Source organism: Gilliamella sp. W8136, from assembly GCF_016101285.1.
GTDB lineage: Bacteria > Pseudomonadota > Gammaproteobacteria > Enterobacterales > Orbaceae > Gilliamella > Gilliamella apicola_N.
In genome coordinates this window covers 55,974-73,401 of the sequence record NZ_JACFQU010000012.1, presented here as the reverse complement: position 1 = coordinate 73,401, position 17,428 = coordinate 55,974, and the positions used below count along the sequence as shown (strand labels likewise).

Here is a 17,428-nt window from a genome sequence, read left to right as displayed (position 1 = left end):
TTTGAAACAACATTTAAAAAATGACACCTGATTGCAAAATAATATTTGCAAATGGTGTGCACTCACCCGTTCTGATAACGGCTTTGCAATGATGCGTTTGTTTTTTTAGCATTTCGTGAGGAAAATAAATAATTTCTATTTTATTGTTCTGAATTTGTTCAATCTGGCTGATTCTTTCTATAATTTCTGCCAAAATTTGAGGATTTTTTTCTTGGATTTCTGTAGCAAGTATTACTTTTTCTATTTGCATCTCTTGTGAAATTAATTCGAAAACTTGCATAAAAGATGGGACACCATGAGTAAGTGCCAAATCAATTCGTAAGGTTGTATCAGGTATAGGTAAGCCTGCATCCCCGATTGCAATTTGATCAGTGTGCCCCATTTTAGATAGTACTTGGTAAATATCAGAATTAAATAGTTGGCCTTTGCGCATAACAAATCCCTTTTAAAGATAGTTAACAAGGAATATCGAAACGTTTCGATACATAATCTTGTAACGAATAAGAGTTTCTTGCAATGTTTAAAATTCAAACTTGTGATCTCGATCAATATTCATACACGGCATGAAACTCATTTAATGAATCAAACATGAAATAGTTTAAGATAATGGGCTGATTTTCTGTTAAATAAAATCATTTTAAAAATGTATTCAATGAAACAATGCATTGTAATATTTTCAATCATTTTGACTTAACTATTGGTATAACTTATACACATATTGATAATGAATTTTTAGTTAAAGTTTGCTAAAATACACCGATTTTAAATTATTTATCTGGAGAATTTTATGGCAGGTCATAGTAAATGGGCCAATACCAAACACCGCAAAGCAGCACAAGATGCAAAACGCGGTAAAATCTTTACCAAAATTATTCGCGAACTTGTAACTGCAGCTAAACTTGGTGGTGGCGATCCAGCGTCTAACCCTCGTCTACGTGCTGCTATGGACAAAGCATTATCGAACAACATGACTCGAGATACCATGAATAGAGCTATTGCTCGTGGTGTGGGTGGTGAAGATGATACAAATATGGAAACAATCATCTATGAAGGTTATGGACCAGCAGGTACTGCGGTAATGGTTGAATGCTTAAGTGATAACCGTAATCGTACTGTTTCTGAAGTTCGTCATGCTTTTACAAAAACTGGCGGTAATTTAGGTACTGATGGTTCCGTCTCATATTTATTCACGAAAAAAGGCGTTATTTCATACCCAGCAGGTACTGATGAAGATCAAGTAATGGACGCGGCGCTTGAAGCTGGAGCTGATGATGTCGTAACCTATGACGATGGTGCAATTGATGTGTTTACAACACCAGAATCATTTGGTGAAGTTAAAGATGCTCTTGATGCAGCAGGTTTAGTATCAGAAGCAGCAGAAGTATCGATGATCCCAGCAACTAAAGTTGATCTTGATATTGAATCTGCGCCTAAATTACTTCGTCTTATTGATATGCTTGAAGATTGTGATGATGTTCAAGAAGTTTATCATAATGGTGAAGTTTCTGACGAGGTTGCAGCAACGCTCTAATGGCCATTATTCTTGGCATCGATCCAGGCTCTCGTTTGACAGGTTACGGAGTAATTCGTCAAACGGGACGACAACTTACTTACCTAGGCAGCGGATGTATTCGTACTGCAGTTGATGATCTTCCTACCCGCTTAAAACGCATATATGCAGGTGTGAGTGAAATTATTTTACAATTCCAACCTGATATGTTTGCTATTGAACAAGTATTTATGGCACGTAATGCCGATTCTGCATTAAAATTAGGCCAAGCAAGAGGTTCAGCAATTGTGGCAGCGGTAAATAAGGACCTACCGGTTTTTGAATATGCAGCACGTTTAGTCAAACAAAGTGTAGTTGGGACTGGCGCTGCCGACAAAAAACAAGTTCAGCATATGGTTAAATTATTACTTAAGTTACCTGCAAGTCCTCAAGCCGATGCAGCAGACGCATTAGCTATAGCTATTACCCATGCCCATATGAGTCAACAATTGATCAAATCACATAAATAAATCAGTTCTTATATTCTTTCAACGTAAATCACTTTCGCTATAGAAAATAAAGAACCCTTCTCAAGCTTAATCATTCCTTAAAGAATATTAAACTGAATCATTAATAAAATAATCAATGATAACTTGCATAAAAAAAGCACCAATACTATTGGTGCTTTTAACTTATCTTATATTAATAATACATTAACTTTTACTAACTATTTTTGGTATTACTGTCATAGTTAGATGGTAAAACGACTTTGTTCTTATGTTTAGTAAACAGTTTAGTTACAAACAAGAAGAATAATGGAACATAGAATATCGCTAAAAATGTTGCCGTTATCATACCACCGATTACCCCAGTACCTACCGCATTTTGGCTAGCAGATCCAGCACCAGTATTTAGTGCTAATGGTAATACACCTAAAATAAATGCAAATGATGTCATCAAAATTGGACGTAAACGTAAACGACAAGCTTCTAACGTTGCATCAATTAATGATTTACCTTCTCTTTCGAGTGCATCTTTTGCAAATTCCACTATCAAAATAGCATTCTTAGCAGATAATCCCATCGTAGTTAATAAACCTACGATAAAATAAATATCATTATCAAGGTCTCTAAACATGGTCGCATATACGGTACCAATAATACCTAATGGGATAACAAATAGGATTGAAATCGGTACTGTCCAGCTTTCATATAAAGCAGCTAATGATAAGAATACTACAATAAGTGAAATAATATAAAGTGTTGTAGTTTGAGAACCTGTTTGACGTTCTTGATATGAAATATCAGTCCAGTCAAACGAGAAGCCTTTCGGTAACTGCTTAGATAATTCTTCCATTACTGCCATAGCTTGACCAGAGCTCATGCCTGGTGCTGCTGCACCACTAATTCCCATTGCAGCTACACCATCGTACCGAACAAGCGATGGAGAACCATAACTTTTTGTTGTAGTTGCAAAAGCATCATAAGGTACCATTTCACCTTTTTGGTTTTTTACATGCCAAAAACTGAAATCATCAGGTAGCATTCGATAAGCCGCATCAGATTGTAAATAAACCTTTTTAACACGGTTATTATAAACAAAATCATCAATATAAGCAGAACCCAATGCAGTTGAAAGTACTGTATTAACACTACTCACAGCCACGCCAAGAGCTTGAGCAGTTTCAAAATCCACATTAATTTTATATTGTGGAACATCTAACATACTACCTGGACGAACTTGCTGTAATTGAGGCTCACGTGCAGCTAGGCTTAATAGTTGGAAAAATGCGCCCATCAAAGCATCATGACCAAGACCAGCCGAATCTTTTAACATATAAGAGAAACCATTAGCCATACCAAGTGATGGTACTGCTGGGACATTGGTGATAATGACACGACCTTCTGTAATCGTTGAAGCAAATCCCCAACCACTGCCAACTAAGGCATCCACTTTTTGATCAGGGCGTTTACGTTCATCCCAATCTTTTAGTCGGATAAAGCCAAGCCCCATGTTCTGTCCACGACCAACCAAACTAAAACCAGCAACGGTGAAAATTTCTTTCACTGAATCGGCTTTTTGCGTCATGTAGAAGTCAGAAGTTTTTTTAAGCACGCCCATTGTTTGTTCTAATGTAGACCCTGGTGGTAATTCAACCAGAACAATCAATACACCCTGATCTTCATTTGGTAAGAAACCAGTTGGTAAGCGGTTAAATCCAAATACTAAACCTACAACAATCAAGAAATAGCAAATAAATGAAATAACTGGGTAACGAATAAATTTAATTACACCTTTCTCATAGGCATGCAAACTTTTGTTATATAAATTATTAAATTTATCAAAAAACCATTTAGTTCCAGCAGAACACCAACTAAATGGCGCTATGGTTACGAGTTTTTCACCAAAAGTTGTTTTCTGAACTTTAGATTTCGATGGTGCTTTTAAAATTTGCGCGCAAAGCGCAGGTGTTAATACAATTGCCATCACTACTGATAGAGACATAGAAGTTACAATTGTAATAGAGAATTGACGATAAATTCCCCCTGCTGCACCACCGTAAAATGCCATTGGTACAAATACAGCTGAAAGTACCACGGCTATCCCAACTAATGCAGAAGTAATTTGTTCCATTGATTTAACGGTTGCATCATAAGGGGATAGACCTTCATCATGCATAATACGTTCAACGTTTTCGATAACTACGATAGCATCATCGACCAGAAGACCGATGGCAAGAACCATAGCAAACATGGATAACGTATTGATAGTAAATCCACAAATATATAAAACCGCAAAAGTACCTAACAATACGACTGGTACTGTAATAGTTGGTATAAGTGTAGAACGAAGATTTTGTAAGAATACATACATTACAATAACAACCAATATGATTGCTTCGATCAATGTATGAATTACGTTATTAATGGATAATTTAACAAAAGGGGTTGTATCATAAGGATACGCAAATTTAATGTCTTCAGGAAAAATTTGAGATAATTCCTGAATCTTTTGATCAACTTGTGCTGATGTATCTAATTGGTTAGCGCCTGTCGCCAAATAAATACCTAAACCAGCGGCAGGTTTACCGTCATAACGAGAAAGAAAGTTATAATCAGCAGCACCAATCTCAACCCTTGCCACATCTTTTAGTAAAACGTTGGAGCCATCAGTGTTAACACGGACTAAAATATTTTGGAATTGCTCTGGTGTCTTTAAACGTGATTGGGCAGTGATTGTTGCATTAAGTTCTTGTCCTTCCGTTGCAGGTAACGCACCAAGTTGCCCTGCAGTAACCTGCGCATTTTGCGCTTGAATAGCAGCAGTAATTTCTTCAATTGATAAATTAAAATAGTTCAGTTTGTTTGGATCTAACCAAATGCGCATTGCATATTCAGAACCAAATAACTGAGTATCCCCTACGCCTTGCACACGACGAATAGGATCTTGAACTGTTGAATAAATAAAGTCAGCAATATCTGCTTGTGTTTTTTGAGGGTTGGTAGAATAGAAACCAATAACTTTTAAGAAGTTATTATTATTTTTGGCAACCGACACCCCATTTTTTTGAACGCTTTCTGGTAAACGTGATTTAATACTTTCTACTTTATTTAAAACTTGTACCTGTGCAAAATCGGGACTTGTTCCAGGAGCAAAAGTCAAAGTAGTTTGAACCACACCTTGAGCACTACTGGTTGATTTCATATAAATCAAATTATCCAAACCAGTTAAGTTTTGTTCAATTAATTGCGTAACAGTGTTTTCAATAGTTTGCGCATCAGCACCTGGATAAACTGCAGAAACAGTAACAGCAGGTGGGGCAATATCAGGGTACTGTTCAACAGCGAGTAGCTTAATACATAAAGCACCACCCAGCATCATCATGATAGCAATTACCCATGCAAAAACAGGTCTATCAATAAAAAACTTAGCCATAATTAAATCTACCCCTGTTTTATTTCATATTGTTATTGATGATGTTATCTAACTGTTCTTGAGAAAGAGTAGTAGGCTCACCAACAACTTCTGCTTGCATAGTCACACCTGATTCAACGGCTGTCAAATTAAGTAGACCTGTAATGATAACTTGTTCACCAATATCGATACCGCTAGTCACTACCCAATAACCACTGATTCCTGTATAAACTTTAATATCTTGACGATATTCAACCGTATTATCTGGTTTTAAAATTTTAGCGGTATATTGACCTTTTTGGTTACTTGTAACACCTTGTTGAGGTACTAACACTGCATTTTTTATAGTCCCTAATGTCAATTGAGGTTTAACAAACATACCTGGTAAAATTTTGCTTTCACTGTTAGCAAATTGAGATCGTAGTGTTACGGTTCCGGTTGTTTCATTAACAGTCATATCTGAAAATTTAACATTACCTGGAAGTGCATATTTTGAACCATCATTAAAATAGAGTTCCACATTATTCCCTTTGGCTGGCTCATAAATAATGTTTTCATCTTGTAGATATTTATTATAACGTGTCGCTGCTTCTGTCATATCAACATAAATAGGATCAAGTTGTTGCACTAATGCAAGTGGTGTTGGTTGTCCAGCTGACACTAAAGCCCCTTCAGTCACACTTGATTTACCAATGTAGCCATCAATTGGTGAGTATACTTTAGTATAATCTAAATTAACTTTAGCAGCATGTTCCGCCGCTTGAGCAACCAAAACACTGGCATTAGCTTGTTTAGCATCTGCAGCTGCTTTATCGTATTCTTGTTGGCTTATAGATTTTGTATTTAATAGACCGGCATAACGTTTTAAAGTAAGTTGTGCAATATTAGCATTAGCTTTTGCACTTGCTACACTAGCCACTGCACTATCATAATTAGCTTGGTAAATGGCTGGATCGATTTGATAGAGTGATTGCCCAGCTTTAACATTTGAACTTTCTTCGAATTCTCGATTCAAAACAATTCCACTAACTTGTGGTCTTATTTCTGCTATTTGTGATGCAACAACACGACCAGGTAAGTTTATTTTCAGTGTATAATCTAAAGGTTCCACTTTAAATACAGTTACCTTAGGTAATTGGCCATCACCATTTTGCGACTGATTATTATCACAACTTGTTAATAACAATAGACTAGTTAATGCCATTGGCAGAGTAAGTAACAGCTTATTAAATCTCATATAAGATAGACCTCGGTAACTTAATAATTATTTAGATAACAATGAATTAATTATATTCAAAAGTAACGAGCGATTTTACAAAAAAAATACACAAAATGTAAGTATCTTTACAGCTTAATAGCACAGAGTTCTAAAAATAACAAAACTGAAATAGGATAAGAAATAAATTATATTGTTAAATATGATTCTTTTCGGAAATAAAGTATTATAGGCTAATTGATTTTTTGTGCTATAAAAAAGCCGAAATAAAATGCTATACTAATATTATTATGTATAGGAAGTATCGTTCAAGTGGTTTCAATTTACATTTGTTGTACTCCGTTATCATTTTATTCAATTTTTATAATGTTGAATGATTTGACTCTATATTCAATTTAATTCTGAGATGGTTATTATGGATAATTTACGTATTGTTCTAATTGTTGTTGCGTCCTTAGTCATTATAGCTCTATTGATTCATGGTTTTTGGATCAATAAAAGGGAACTTTATTCTTTTGATTCAGAAAAACAGAAAAAAAATCAAAAAAATGACAAACCATATGAAAATAATGTCATCGATGTGATTGAAGATGACGTGATTTTGATCACTAAAAATAAAAAAAATAGTGACCACCAAGATAATACATCTAAAGAACTCATTGAGGAAGTTCCACCTCAGCAAGAAGAGTTATTTGTTAATAATGATGAAGAACAAATTAATGATGAAACTATCAGTGAATCAAAACCAATTATTAAAATTAAGAATGATTCTTTTGACGATAACAAATTACAACTAAACAAACAGCCGCAACAAAATACCCTCAATAACGAAGAAAAAACAAATAATGATCCTCAGGCATCTGCAAAAAATAGTAAAACTCAGAAAGGTAGTTTAAATAAATTCGACGAAGACAAAACAGAAATTATTATATTAAATATTAAAGGAATTAATGGTAATTTATTACAGGGCGATGTACTTCTAGCAAGTATTATGCAATCAGGTTTCCAGTTTGGTGATATGAGAATATTTCATCGTCATGTTGATCCAGCTGGTAATGGTCCAGTGCTATTCAGTTTAGCTAATATGGTCACACCTGGATACTTAGATCCTGAAACAATGCATGAATTTACCACTCCTGGTGTCTCTATTTTTATGGTTGCACCTACCGAAGGCAACAATCAACAAAATTTCAAATTAATGCTACAAACAGCACAGCGTGTAGCCGATGATGTTAATGGTGTAGTTTTAGATGATGAACATCGTATGCTAACACCACAAAAAATCGATAGTTATAAAAATCGTATTAAAAAAGCCTGTAACGAAATTTAATCGCAAAAAAATTCAACAATTCTTTAATAAAATGCCACCAATTCTATTTGGTGGCTAGAAACAAAAATTTATATAATGCAGCTATTAATTCATCTAATAACTGTATACTTCATTAATTAAGCAGTTTTGATGATTTTCCTAAAAGCTACGTTTTAATTTAAGAGCCCATTATCATGCCACAATCAACTAAAACAGAACATTCAGCTATTCAACCAGATTCGATTGAAGACGTCATAGAACAATTGACTTCACTGCGAAATTTAATCAGACATCATGAGTATTGCTATTACGTACTTGATGCTCCAGAAATCCCTGATTCTGAATATGATAAATTAATAAAACAACTGCAAAAGATCGAGCAACAGTATCCAAATCTAATTACAACTGATTCACCAACTCAACGAGTTGGCGGTGCGCCTTTAGCTCAATTTGCATCAATCAAACATGAATTACCAATGCTTTCACTTGATAATGTTTTTGATGAGTCGAGTTTTATTGCATTTAATAAAAGAGTTAAAGATCGTCTTCATCTTAATGAAAACGAGCAAGTTGAATATTGCTGTGAACTTAAACTTGATGGTTTAGCAGTGAGTATATTATATGAAAACGGGAAGTTCTCAAAAGCGGCTACACGTGGCGATGGCACAACTGGAGAGGACATCACCGCAAATGTACGGACAATTAAAACTATTCCTTTAGTATTAACTGGTGAGAATATTCCCGCCCGCTTAGAAGTACGAGGGGAAGTATTTATGACTCATAAAGGTTTTGCCAAACTTAATGCTGATGCGGAAAAACGAAACGAAAAAGTATTTGCCAATCCCCGTAATGCCGCTGCTGGTTCATTAAGACAATTAGATCCTAAAATTACCGCTAAAAGACCGTTATCATTTTACTGCTACGGCGTTGGTATTATTGAAGGTAGTTCTCTACCTGATACTCATTATGATCGTTTAATGCAATTTAAAGCATGGGGATTACCTGTTAGTGATAAAGTAGAAAAACGACAAGGAGCCCAAGCCGCTTTAGACTATTTTAAACAAATCGGTGAACAGCGTATGTCATTAGATTTTGATATTGATGGTGTTGTCATTAAAGTTAATAGTATTGCATTACAAAATGAACTTGGCTTTGTTGCGCGTGCTCCGCGCTGGGCAACAGCATTTAAATTTCCGGCTCAAGAAGAAGTAACACAATTAAATAAGGTGGATTTCCAAGTTGGACGCACAGGGGCAATTACACCCGTAGCAAGACTTGAACCTGTTTCTGTTGCTGGAGTTATTGTCAGTAATGCTACACTGCATAATAGTGATGAAATAGCCCGATTAGGTATACGGGAAGGTGATTATGTAACTGTTCGTCGAGCGGGTGATGTCATCCCAAAAATTGTTGCAGTCTTATTAGATCGAAGACCTACAGATACAAAAGAAATTGTTTTTCCAACTCATTGCCCTATTTGCGGTTCATTAATTGTTCGAGATGAAGGACAAGCCATTTCACGCTGTGCAGGAGGATTAATTTGTCCAGCACAACGCAAAGAAGCCTTAAAACATTTTGTTTCTCGACGAGCAATGAATGTAGATGGGATGGGCGATAAAATTATTGAACAATTAGTCGATAAAGATTACGTTAAAACACCAGCAGATCTGTATAAACTTAATCTGCCTACCTTGTGTTCATTAGATAAAATTGGCGAAAAATCTGCTAATAACTTATTAAATGCATTAGATGCTTCAAAAAATACCACATTAAGTCGATTTATATTTGCTCTTGGTATCCCTAATGTTGGTGAAGTCACTGCGGAAAATTTAGTTAACCAACTTGGCAATTTATCGGCAATCGAAAACGCTTCTCTTGAACAACTGCAAACGGTGAATGATATTGGCGTGGTTATTGCTGAAAGCATCATTGATTTCTTTCAAGAACCTCATAACAGAAACGTGATTGAGCAATTAACCAGTGAAGAAATAAATATTCATTGGCAAGATATTACTCCCCAAACACAGACAACGATTGTTGATTCCCCATTTTCAGGTAAAACAATAGTGTTAACAGGTACGCTATCGGTTTTAACAAGAGATGAGGCAAAGAATAAATTAAAACAACTTGGTGCTAAAGTGACAGGTAGTGTATCTAAAAATACCGATCTTGTCATAGCCGGAGAAGCAGCCGGTTCTAAGTTAGATAAAGCCCAAGAACTCGGAATTAAAGTCATTGATGAACAAGAAATGTTAAATTTACTTGCCGAGTAAACAAAAAAAATATTGGTTGTCGAGATTGAATTGATTAAAATAGCGATAACCAAATAAGGAGAAAGTTATGCCATTACTAGATAGTTTTAAAGTTGATCACACTAAAATGAAAGCCCCCTTTGTTCGGGTTGCCAAAATTATGGCAACCCCAAAAGGCGATAACATAACAGTGTTTGATCTGCGTTTTACCATTCCCAATAAAGAACTATTACCTGAAAGAGGGATCCATACCTTAGAGCATTTATTTGCTGGATTTATGCGTGATCACCTCAATAATGAACAAGTCGAAATTATTGATATTTCGCCAATGGGATGCCGTACTGGTTTTTACATGAGTCTTATAGGTAAACCAGAGGAATCGTTAGTAGTTGATGCGTGGTTAAAATCTATGCAGGACGTTTTAAAGGTTAAATCGCAGAATCAAATTCCTGAGCTTAATGAGTACCAATGTGGTACTTATAAAATGCATTCATTAGATGAAGCTAAAGCCATTGCAAAAAAAGTTATACAATCAGGTATCGGTATTTGCCGTAATGAAGAAATCGCTTTAACCGAGGAACAACTTACTAACATTAATAACTAGGAGGTTTTTATGCCAAATGTCATTATTGACTTTTTAGAAGGTCGTACAGTAGAGCAAAAAAGAGAAATGGCCAAACGTGTAACAGCAGCAATCGCTGAAACGCTTGATTGTCCACCAGAAGTAATACAAATCATTATGCACGAAATATCAAAAGATCAGGTCGCCTATGCTGGTGTACTTCTCAGTGATAAAGACTTATCATAAAGGTAATTAAATACATTTTAATTTATAAGATATAAAAAAACCTCGAAAAATCATAATATATTTTTTGAGGTTTAATTAAATGGATTCTTTTCAGTTTTATTGGCTAATGATTACAATTGCCATGATTTAGATGCAATAAATGACCCATTTTATTCACTTTTGTTTCTAAATAGTGTTCATTATTTGGATTTTCTCCAACTTCTAATGGTACTCTTTGTACAATTTTAATGCCTGACTGTTCAAGCACTTTTATTTTTTCAGGATTATTCGTCAATAAACGAATTTGCGATACACCAAGTAAAGTTAATATATCAGCACACAGAGTAAAATCACGTTCATCAGCCGCAAAACCCAATTGTTCATTGGCTTCAACGGTATCAAGGCCTTTATCTTGTAGCGCATAAGCTCTGATTTTATTTAGTAAGCCAATATTACGCCCCTCTTGACGATGATAAATTAAAATTCCGCGACCTTCTTTAGCTATTTGTTTTAAAGCTGCTTCTAACTGAAAGCCACAGTCACAACGCAAACTGAACAAAGCATCCCCAGTTAAACACTCTGAATGAATTCTAGTCAGAACTGGAGCATCGCCAGATATATCGCCAAATACTAAAGCTGCATGATCTTTTCCTGTTGCAATTTCTTCAAATCCAACAATAGTAAAACATCCCCATGGTGTTGGTAATTTTGCTTGTGCAACATGTTTTAATTGCATTATCATCTCCGTTTAAATAAAACATAAATAGACTTTTAAAAAAAGCTATCTTCCATGCTAAACTATTTAGCAATTAGTGTTAAATTGAGTCTATAAATGGGGTTTGTAATAAAAAAAACAATGGCACCTTTAGCCATTATGTTAGTAGTACCATTAGTTATTATAGCCATAAATTGGCATTGGCAACCAGAATCATTAAATAATACATCAAAATATTTTTTCTTTATAACAGAAACTGCAAGTTTTCCTTGGGCGATTATTACATCAACCATTTTTTTTATGGTATTTTGTTATTCATTACCCAACAAAACCAAAACAAAGATTATTGCATTATGGTTTTGTCTAGTTTGTGCAATATTAGGTGGGCAAATAGTCAAAACCATTATAAAATCTCAAACAGCAGAATCAAGACCTTATGTACTTTGGATGGCAAAAGAATTTCATCTTAGCAACAAACAATTTTATTTGTTACCTAAATCAGAAAAACAAAAAATTATTTCTGAAAAGTTAAATAATTCAACTACCATTCCAAAATGGTTAAGTAAGCATTGGCAAAGTGAAACAGGCTATGCGCTACCCTCCGGACATACTTTATTTTCGGCGACATGGGCATTTCTTGCAATAACATTATTAGGATTTAGACGTCACTATATTATTGTTAACGCAATTATTGTATGGGCATTATTAATTGAAATTAGTCGATTAGCATTAGGTATGCATAGCCCGATTGATTTATTATTGGGTGTTTCACTTGCTTGGATCATTTCATTAATATGCTATTTTTATTCACGAAAATGGCATATAGTAGATAGATAATTTTTCAACTGATATTTTGTAAAAATGTTTAAGGTTATATAGACGTTTAAGTAAAATTAAAAAAAATATAAAGGTCATTATTATGAAATTTGTTATATCAATTATATTGATAACTGCTATTTTCACTATATCTATAGCATTAGGTGCATTTAACGGTGAAGTTGTGTCTTTCAATTATTTGTTTGCTAAAACAGAACTCCGATTATCAGTTCTTTTAGCTATATTTTTTGGTTCTGGCTTTATTGTAGGTACAATATTAACAGGGATTCTTGTTATAATTTCTAAGCTACAACATTCATCCACTAAACGAAAATTGAATAAATTACAAAAAAAGTATGATGATAACCTAACAGATCATCAAAAATTAAGTTTAACTAAAACCAATCAAGAATAAATATTATGTTTGAACTGTTATTTCTGTTGTTACCTATTGCTGCCGCCTATGGCTGGTATATGGGCGACAGAAATGCAAAACAAAAATATATCAATCAATCAAATCGATTGTCACGTGAATATGTAGATGGTCTTAATTTTCTTTTGTCCAACCAGAAAGATAAAGCTGTTGATCTTTTCTTAGATATGCTTAAGGAAGACGAAGGTACGCTTGAAGCTCATCTAACTTTAGGTAACTTGTTTCGCTCTCGGGGTGAAATTGATAGAGCTATACGAATTCATCAAGCATTAATGGAAAGTTCCTCGTTAACATTTGAACAACGTCTTTTAGCCATCCAGCAATTAGGTCGTGATTATATGGGGGCTGGACTGTATGACCGTGCAGAAGAAATGTTTTTGCAACTCATTGATGAAGAAGACTTTCAACAAAATGCCCTACAACAACTTATCATTATTTATCAATCCACCAGTGAATGGATTAACGCAATTAATGCTGCAACTAAATTGGTCAAACTTGGCAACGAAAAATACAAAACATACATTGCACAATTTTATTGTGAGCTAGCATCCCTCGCAATTGCCAATGATGATCTCGATAAAGCGTATAACTTATTACAAAAATCATCAGCAGCGGATCCAAATTGCGCCCGCACATCATTAATGTTAGGGAGAATATTAATAGTTCAAAATAAAACAGAAGAAGCCATTGAATCACTCAAACAGATATTACAGCAAGATAAAGCTTTCATTGGTGAAGCATTACCTTTATTAAATGAATGCTATAACAAATTAAATAAACAAGACGAATTTAAACAGTTTTTACAATTGTGTGTCGATAAAGATACAGGTAATGTGGCTGAACTAATGTTAGCTGACATTATTGAAAAACAAAATGGGCTTGATTCAGCCCAATACTATATGTACCGAGAATTATTAAAGCATCCTAATTTAAAAGGATTTTACCGATTAATGGATTATCACGTAGCCGATGCCGAGCAAGGGAAAGCCAAAAAAAGCCTTTTATTATTACGTAATATGGTTGGTGAACAAATAAAAGCTGTCCCGAATTATCGATGCCAAAAATGTGGTTTTACTGTTAATACTATCTATTGGCTTTGCCCTGCTTGTCGTTCCTGGTCAACCATAAAACCCGTCCGTGATTTTGAACAACATTCCTAAAATAAAAAGAGATTATTATGTTTTTAATTGATTCTCACTGTCATTTAGATAGTTTAGATTTAAAAAGTAAAACTATCGAAGATGTTTTACAACAAGCTATAAATAATGATGTTAAACACTGCTTAAGCGTGGCAACAACATTGTCAGGCTATGAAGCGATGAAGCATCTACTTATGCCTTTTAAAAATCAATGTTCCTTTTCATGTGGAATTCATCCTCTTAATTTAGATGATGAAAAATATGATGCCGATCGCTTTCAACGCTTAGCTCAAGAGGATAATGTTGTCGCTTTAGGTGAAACAGGTCTTGATTACTATTATCAACAAGATAATTTAGAACAACAACAAGAAAATTTTAAAGAACATATTCGGTTAGGACGAAAACTAAGTAAACCTGTGATTGTTCATACTCGTAATGCAAAAGAAGATACTTTAAGAATATTAAAAGATGAACATGCCTTTTCTGGTGTATTACACTGTTTCACTGAAGATATTGCTACAGCTAAACAGCTGTTGGATATTGGTTTCTATATCTCTTTTTCAGGTATCATTACCTTTAAAAATGCCGAAGCGTTACGGGAAGTAGCAAAATATGTACCGCTCGATCGTATTTTAGTCGAAACGGATTCGCCTTATCTTGCTCCTGTCCCATATCGTGGAAAAGAAAACCAACCCGCATACGTGCGAAAAGTCGCTACTTATCTATCGGCATTAAAAGGTGTTACTTTAGAAGTGATAGCGAAACATACAACCGACAATTTTTGTCAATTATTCAACTTACAAGGGGCGTTAAATGAATAATAAATTAAATATAGATTGGGATGACTTTTTAACAAATTATTGGCAAAAAAAGCCAGTGATATTACGCAAAGCTTTTAGTCATTTTATTGATCCAATCACCCCTGATGAACTTGCTGGGTTGGCAATGGAAGAAGAGATTGAAAGCCGAATTGTTACCAATAAAAATGGCAATTGGGATGCTAAATTTGGTCCTTTTGATGATTTTAGTAACTTAGGCGAGGAACACTGGAGTTTATTAGTTCAAGCGGTTGATCACTGGCACGAACAAGCTGCAACTTTAGTTGAACCATTTAAATGTATCCCACAATGGCAATTCGAAGATCTAATGATTTCTTATGCTACACAAGGTGCAGGTGTAGGTCCACATATCGATAATTACGATGTTTTTATTATTCAAGGTATGGGGCGTCGACGTTGGCAAGTTGGTGATCGTAATCCTAACTATAAACAATTCAGTGCCCATAAAGCGTTATTACATGTTGAAGATTATCAACCGATTATTGATGAAGAGATTACTTCTGGTGATATTTTATATATTCCAATTGGTTTTCCGCATAATGGTGTATCAATCGGCGAATCACTAAGTTATTCGGTTGGTTTTAGAACGCAAACATCACAAGAAATGCTAAGTGGCTTTGCAGATTATATTATTGATAATTTACCAAATGGGATTTTTTACCAAGATCCAGATTTAAAATTACCTAAAGATCCCTACCGTATACAACCTTATGAATTAACCAAATTACAAGATCAAATCATTGATTTAATCAAAACACCCGATCTTTTTAACGATTGGTTTGGTAAACATATCACTTTACCAATGCACGAACTTAATATTGTCCCTGTTGAACCTCCCTATGAATATGATGAATTTAAAACAATCCTACAAACAGGAGCAGAATTATTGCGTGTACCAAGTATCCGAATTCTTAAAATTGGCGATTTTGGTTATATTCATGGTGAAAAAATAGATTTACCTATGTCTGTTATTGATATACTTTGTCAAAACGAAATACTCAGTTATGAACATTTACAAAATGAAGAAACACAACAACTATTGCTTAATTTTGTTAATAAAGGCTATTGGTATTTTATTGATGAACAATAATATTATTTATCTGCCGATAATAAAATCGGCGGATAAAATAACCTTTTTAAGCTTTAGACTTGGCTTTTTATAAGTTTTAAGTATATACTTTGCCCCGCTTTAGATTACCCCCCGTTTAATGGCAAATTAAACATCACAAAATGCTAACTTTTAGCAAAAAATCTATTTTCAATTACTAGAGGTATACATGAAAACTGAATCAAACTCAGTCAAGCAAGTTGAAAGTGAAAAAGCAACACCATACCAAAAGAAAACGCTTTTTGCATCGACTGTCGGTTATGCATTAGATGGCATGGATATGATGATTTTAGGTGTCTGTTTTAGCCTAATTTCGGTTTCTTTTAATTTATCCAAAACCGATCTAGGGACGTTAACTTCTGTAACCTTACTTGGTGCTGTATTGGGAGGCATTTTATTTGGTGTTTTAGCGGATAAATATGGTCGAGTACGCGTGTTTTCATGGACTATATTAATCTTTTCTTTATTCACTGGTTTATGTGCAATATCCCCCAATTATGAAAGTTTTTTAATTTTCCGTTTTTTAAGTGGTTTAGGTCTTGGGGGTGAGTTTGGCATTGGTATGACACTCGTATCAGAAAGTTGGCCAAAGCATAAGCGCTCACGAGCAACATCGATTGTTGCGTTAGGTTTTCAGGCTGGTATTATCCTTTCTACTTTAACGGTCAATTTTGTTGGGCAAGCTTATGGTTGGCGATGGGCTTTTGCTGTCGGGGTATTACCTGCACTATTTGTTGCTTGGACTCGAAAAGGTTTAGAAGAGCCAGAAATTTGGCAAAATTTAAAAGATCAGAATAAAAATGAAATTGCAGTTGGTAAATTGTTTAAAACACCAAAAACCACTGCAACCACTATTGGTTTAACAATTGCATGTGCGGTGCAAAATTTTGGTTTTTATGGTTTGATGGTTTGGATGCCAAGTATGATTGCTTCTGAACTAAAATTACCATTTAAAGATACTCTTTATTGGACTATCTCAACCACAATTGGTATGTCATTAGGTATTTTGATTTTTGGTTGGCTTTGCGATAAATTTGGTCGCCGCCCTTCATACATTATATTCCTTTTAATTTCAGCAATATCTATTTGGTTCTATTTCCAACAAACCGATATGATAATATTAATTATATTTGGTTCAGCAATTGGCTTTTTTGTTAATGGTATGATGGGTGGATACGGCGCCCTACTTGCCGAACATTATCCTACCGATGCCCGTTCAAGCGCTGAAAATATTATTTTTAATGTAGGACGAGGAATTGCTGGAATATCACAAGTTCTAATTGCTTATTTCGCAACGGTGTATTCAATTAGTTACGCATTAGCTCTATTATCCGCTACATATCTATTATCTGCCGCAGCTTTTGTATTTCTCATACCAGAAACCAAAGGTAAAGCTTTAGAATAAAAGGG

Annotated in this window: 16 protein-coding genes; 12 read left to right on the top strand and 4 right to left on the bottom strand. The window is 34.6% G+C overall.

From position 1 onward, the window contains the following. Positions 1-13 precede the first annotated feature (13 nt). Positions 14-433, bottom strand: coding sequence for a D-ribose pyranase (rbsD, locus tag H3T96_RS09395; protein ID WP_144092390.1), 420 nt, complete (start codon positions 431-433; stop codon positions 14-16). A 354-nt stretch (positions 434-787) separates the two neighbouring features. Between rbsD and H3T96_RS09390 the strand changes: the two genes are divergently transcribed. Together H3T96_RS09390 and ruvC are read left to right on the top strand one after the other, a co-directional pair. Then, the gene (locus H3T96_RS09390; RefSeq protein ID WP_025316003.1) at positions 788-1,531 is read left to right on the top strand and encodes a YebC/PmpR family DNA-binding transcriptional regulator; all 744 of its coding nucleotides are present in this window, start codon (positions 788-790) and stop codon (positions 1,529-1,531) included. After that, on the top strand, positions 1,531-2,019 hold the full coding sequence (ruvC, locus tag H3T96_RS09385) for a crossover junction endodeoxyribonuclease RuvC (RefSeq protein ID WP_086326996.1): 489 nt from the start codon (positions 1,531-1,533) through the stop codon (positions 2,017-2,019). Before H3T96_RS09390 ends, ruvC begins: the two co-directional genes overlap by 1 nt. A 193-nt stretch (positions 2,020-2,212) precedes the next feature. Here the strand turns inward: ruvC and H3T96_RS09380 are convergent, their stop codons facing one another. Beyond that, complete coding sequence (locus H3T96_RS09380) at positions 2,213-5,425, bottom strand: efflux RND transporter permease subunit (protein WP_144092388.1); 3,213 nt, start codon at positions 5,423-5,425, stop codon at positions 2,213-2,215. Positions 5,426-5,444: 19 nt separating this feature from the next. Beyond that, a complete protein-coding gene (locus tag H3T96_RS09375) occupies positions 5,445-6,641 on the bottom strand; it encodes an efflux RND transporter periplasmic adaptor subunit (RefSeq protein WP_144092386.1) in 1,197 nt (398 codons plus the stop codon). 394 nt (positions 6,642-7,035) lie between these two features. Here H3T96_RS09375 and zipA point away from each other — a divergent pair, with 394 nt between their 5' ends. The 4 genes from zipA to H3T96_RS09355 all read left to right on the top strand — a co-directional run bounded on the left by zipA (position 7,036) and on the right by H3T96_RS09355 (position 10,989). After that, a complete protein-coding gene (gene zipA, locus H3T96_RS09370) occupies positions 7,036-7,950 on the top strand; it encodes a cell division protein ZipA (RefSeq protein WP_172398356.1) in 915 nt (304 codons plus the stop codon). Positions 7,951-8,171: 221 nt separating this feature from the next. Then, positions 8,172-10,202, top strand: a complete 2,031-nt coding sequence (gene ligA, locus H3T96_RS09365; RefSeq protein ID WP_086327335.1) for an NAD-dependent DNA ligase LigA — start codon at positions 8,172-8,174, stop codon at positions 10,200-10,202. Between the two features lie 67 nt (positions 10,203-10,269). After that, positions 10,270-10,785: an S-ribosylhomocysteine lyase gene (luxS, locus tag H3T96_RS09360; protein WP_144092384.1), complete on the top strand. Its 516-nt coding sequence runs from the start codon at positions 10,270-10,272 to the stop codon at positions 10,783-10,785. A 9-nt stretch (positions 10,786-10,794) separates the two neighbouring features. After that, positions 10,795-10,989, top strand: coding sequence for a 2-hydroxymuconate tautomerase (locus H3T96_RS09355; protein ID WP_086327332.1), 195 nt, complete (start codon positions 10,795-10,797; stop codon positions 10,987-10,989). Positions 10,990-11,092: 103 nt separating this feature from the next. On the opposite strand, the gene ribA is transcribed toward H3T96_RS09355, so the two are convergent. Further along, positions 11,093-11,704, bottom strand: coding sequence for a GTP cyclohydrolase II (ribA, locus tag H3T96_RS09350; protein WP_086327204.1), 612 nt, complete (start codon positions 11,702-11,704; stop codon positions 11,093-11,095). A 96-nt stretch (positions 11,705-11,800) separates the two neighbouring features. On the opposite strand from ribA, the gene H3T96_RS09345 reads away from it, so the two are divergent. The 6 genes from H3T96_RS09345 (at position 11,801) to H3T96_RS09320 (ending at position 17,423) form a co-directional block, all read left to right on the top strand. Further along, entirely contained in the window at positions 11,801-12,520 is a 720-nt protein-coding gene (locus H3T96_RS09345; RefSeq protein WP_086327205.1) for a phosphatase PAP2 family protein, read from the top strand. Between the two features lie 82 nt (positions 12,521-12,602). Next, positions 12,603-12,914 carry a LapA family protein gene (locus H3T96_RS09340; protein WP_086327206.1) on the top strand — a complete coding sequence of 104 codons (312 nt, stop codon included), beginning with the start codon at positions 12,603-12,605 and terminating at the stop codon, positions 12,912-12,914. 5 nt (positions 12,915-12,919) lie between these two features. Continuing rightward, a complete protein-coding gene (gene lapB / locus H3T96_RS09335; RefSeq protein ID WP_086327207.1) occupies positions 12,920-14,092 on the top strand; it encodes a lipopolysaccharide assembly protein LapB in 1,173 nt (390 codons plus the stop codon). A 17-nt stretch (positions 14,093-14,109) separates the two neighbouring features. Next, positions 14,110-14,892, top strand: coding sequence for a YchF/TatD family DNA exonuclease (locus H3T96_RS09330; protein WP_144092382.1), 783 nt, complete (start codon positions 14,110-14,112; stop codon positions 14,890-14,892). After that, complete coding sequence (locus H3T96_RS09325) at positions 14,885-16,000, top strand: cupin domain-containing protein (protein WP_144092380.1); 1,116 nt, start codon at positions 14,885-14,887, stop codon at positions 15,998-16,000. Before H3T96_RS09330 ends, H3T96_RS09325 begins: the two co-directional genes overlap by 8 nt. Positions 16,001-16,187: 187 nt before the next feature. Continuing rightward, positions 16,188-17,423 carry an MFS transporter gene (locus H3T96_RS09320; protein ID WP_065738808.1) on the top strand — a complete coding sequence of 412 codons (1,236 nt, stop codon included), beginning with the start codon at positions 16,188-16,190 and terminating at the stop codon, positions 17,421-17,423. Positions 17,424-17,428 lie beyond the last annotated feature (5 nt).

Bases quoted from the DNA above. Each gene is read 5' to 3' on its own strand.
- H3T96_RS09390 (WP_025316003.1), top strand. From the start codon at position 788: ATGGCAGGTCATAGTAAATGGGCCAATACCAAACACCGCAAAGCAGCA.
- zipA (WP_172398356.1), top strand. From the start codon at position 7,036: ATGGATAATTTACGTATTGTTCTAATTGTTGTTGCGTCCTTAGTCATT.
- ruvC (WP_086326996.1), top strand. From the start codon at position 1,531: ATGGCCATTATTCTTGGCATCGATCCAGGCTCTCGTTTGACAGGTTAC.
- H3T96_RS09380 (WP_144092388.1), bottom strand. From the start codon at position 5,425: ATGGCTAAGTTTTTTATTGATAGACCTGTTTTTGCATGGGTAATTGCT.
- H3T96_RS09320 (WP_065738808.1), top strand. From the start codon at position 16,188: ATGAAAACTGAATCAAACTCAGTCAAGCAAGTTGAAAGTGAAAAAGCA.
- H3T96_RS09325 (WP_144092380.1), top strand. From the start codon at position 14,885: ATGAATAATAAATTAAATATAGATTGGGATGACTTTTTAACAAATTAT.
- lapB (WP_086327207.1), top strand. From the start codon at position 12,920: ATGTTTGAACTGTTATTTCTGTTGTTACCTATTGCTGCCGCCTATGGC.
- H3T96_RS09340 (WP_086327206.1), top strand. From the start codon at position 12,603: ATGAAATTTGTTATATCAATTATATTGATAACTGCTATTTTCACTATA.
- ribA (WP_086327204.1), bottom strand. From the start codon at position 11,704: ATGCAATTAAAACATGTTGCACAAGCAAAATTACCAACACCATGGGGA.
- H3T96_RS09355 (WP_086327332.1), top strand. From the start codon at position 10,795: ATGCCAAATGTCATTATTGACTTTTTAGAAGGTCGTACAGTAGAGCAA.
- H3T96_RS09375 (WP_144092386.1), bottom strand. From the start codon at position 6,641: ATGAGATTTAATAAGCTGTTACTTACTCTGCCAATGGCATTAACTAGT.
- rbsD (WP_144092390.1), bottom strand. From the start codon at position 433: ATGCGCAAAGGCCAACTATTTAATTCTGATATTTACCAAGTACTATCT.
- H3T96_RS09345 (WP_086327205.1), top strand. From the start codon at position 11,801: ATGGGGTTTGTAATAAAAAAAACAATGGCACCTTTAGCCATTATGTTA.
- luxS (WP_144092384.1), top strand. From the start codon at position 10,270: ATGCCATTACTAGATAGTTTTAAAGTTGATCACACTAAAATGAAAGCC.
- H3T96_RS09330 (WP_144092382.1), top strand. From the start codon at position 14,110: ATGTTTTTAATTGATTCTCACTGTCATTTAGATAGTTTAGATTTAAAA.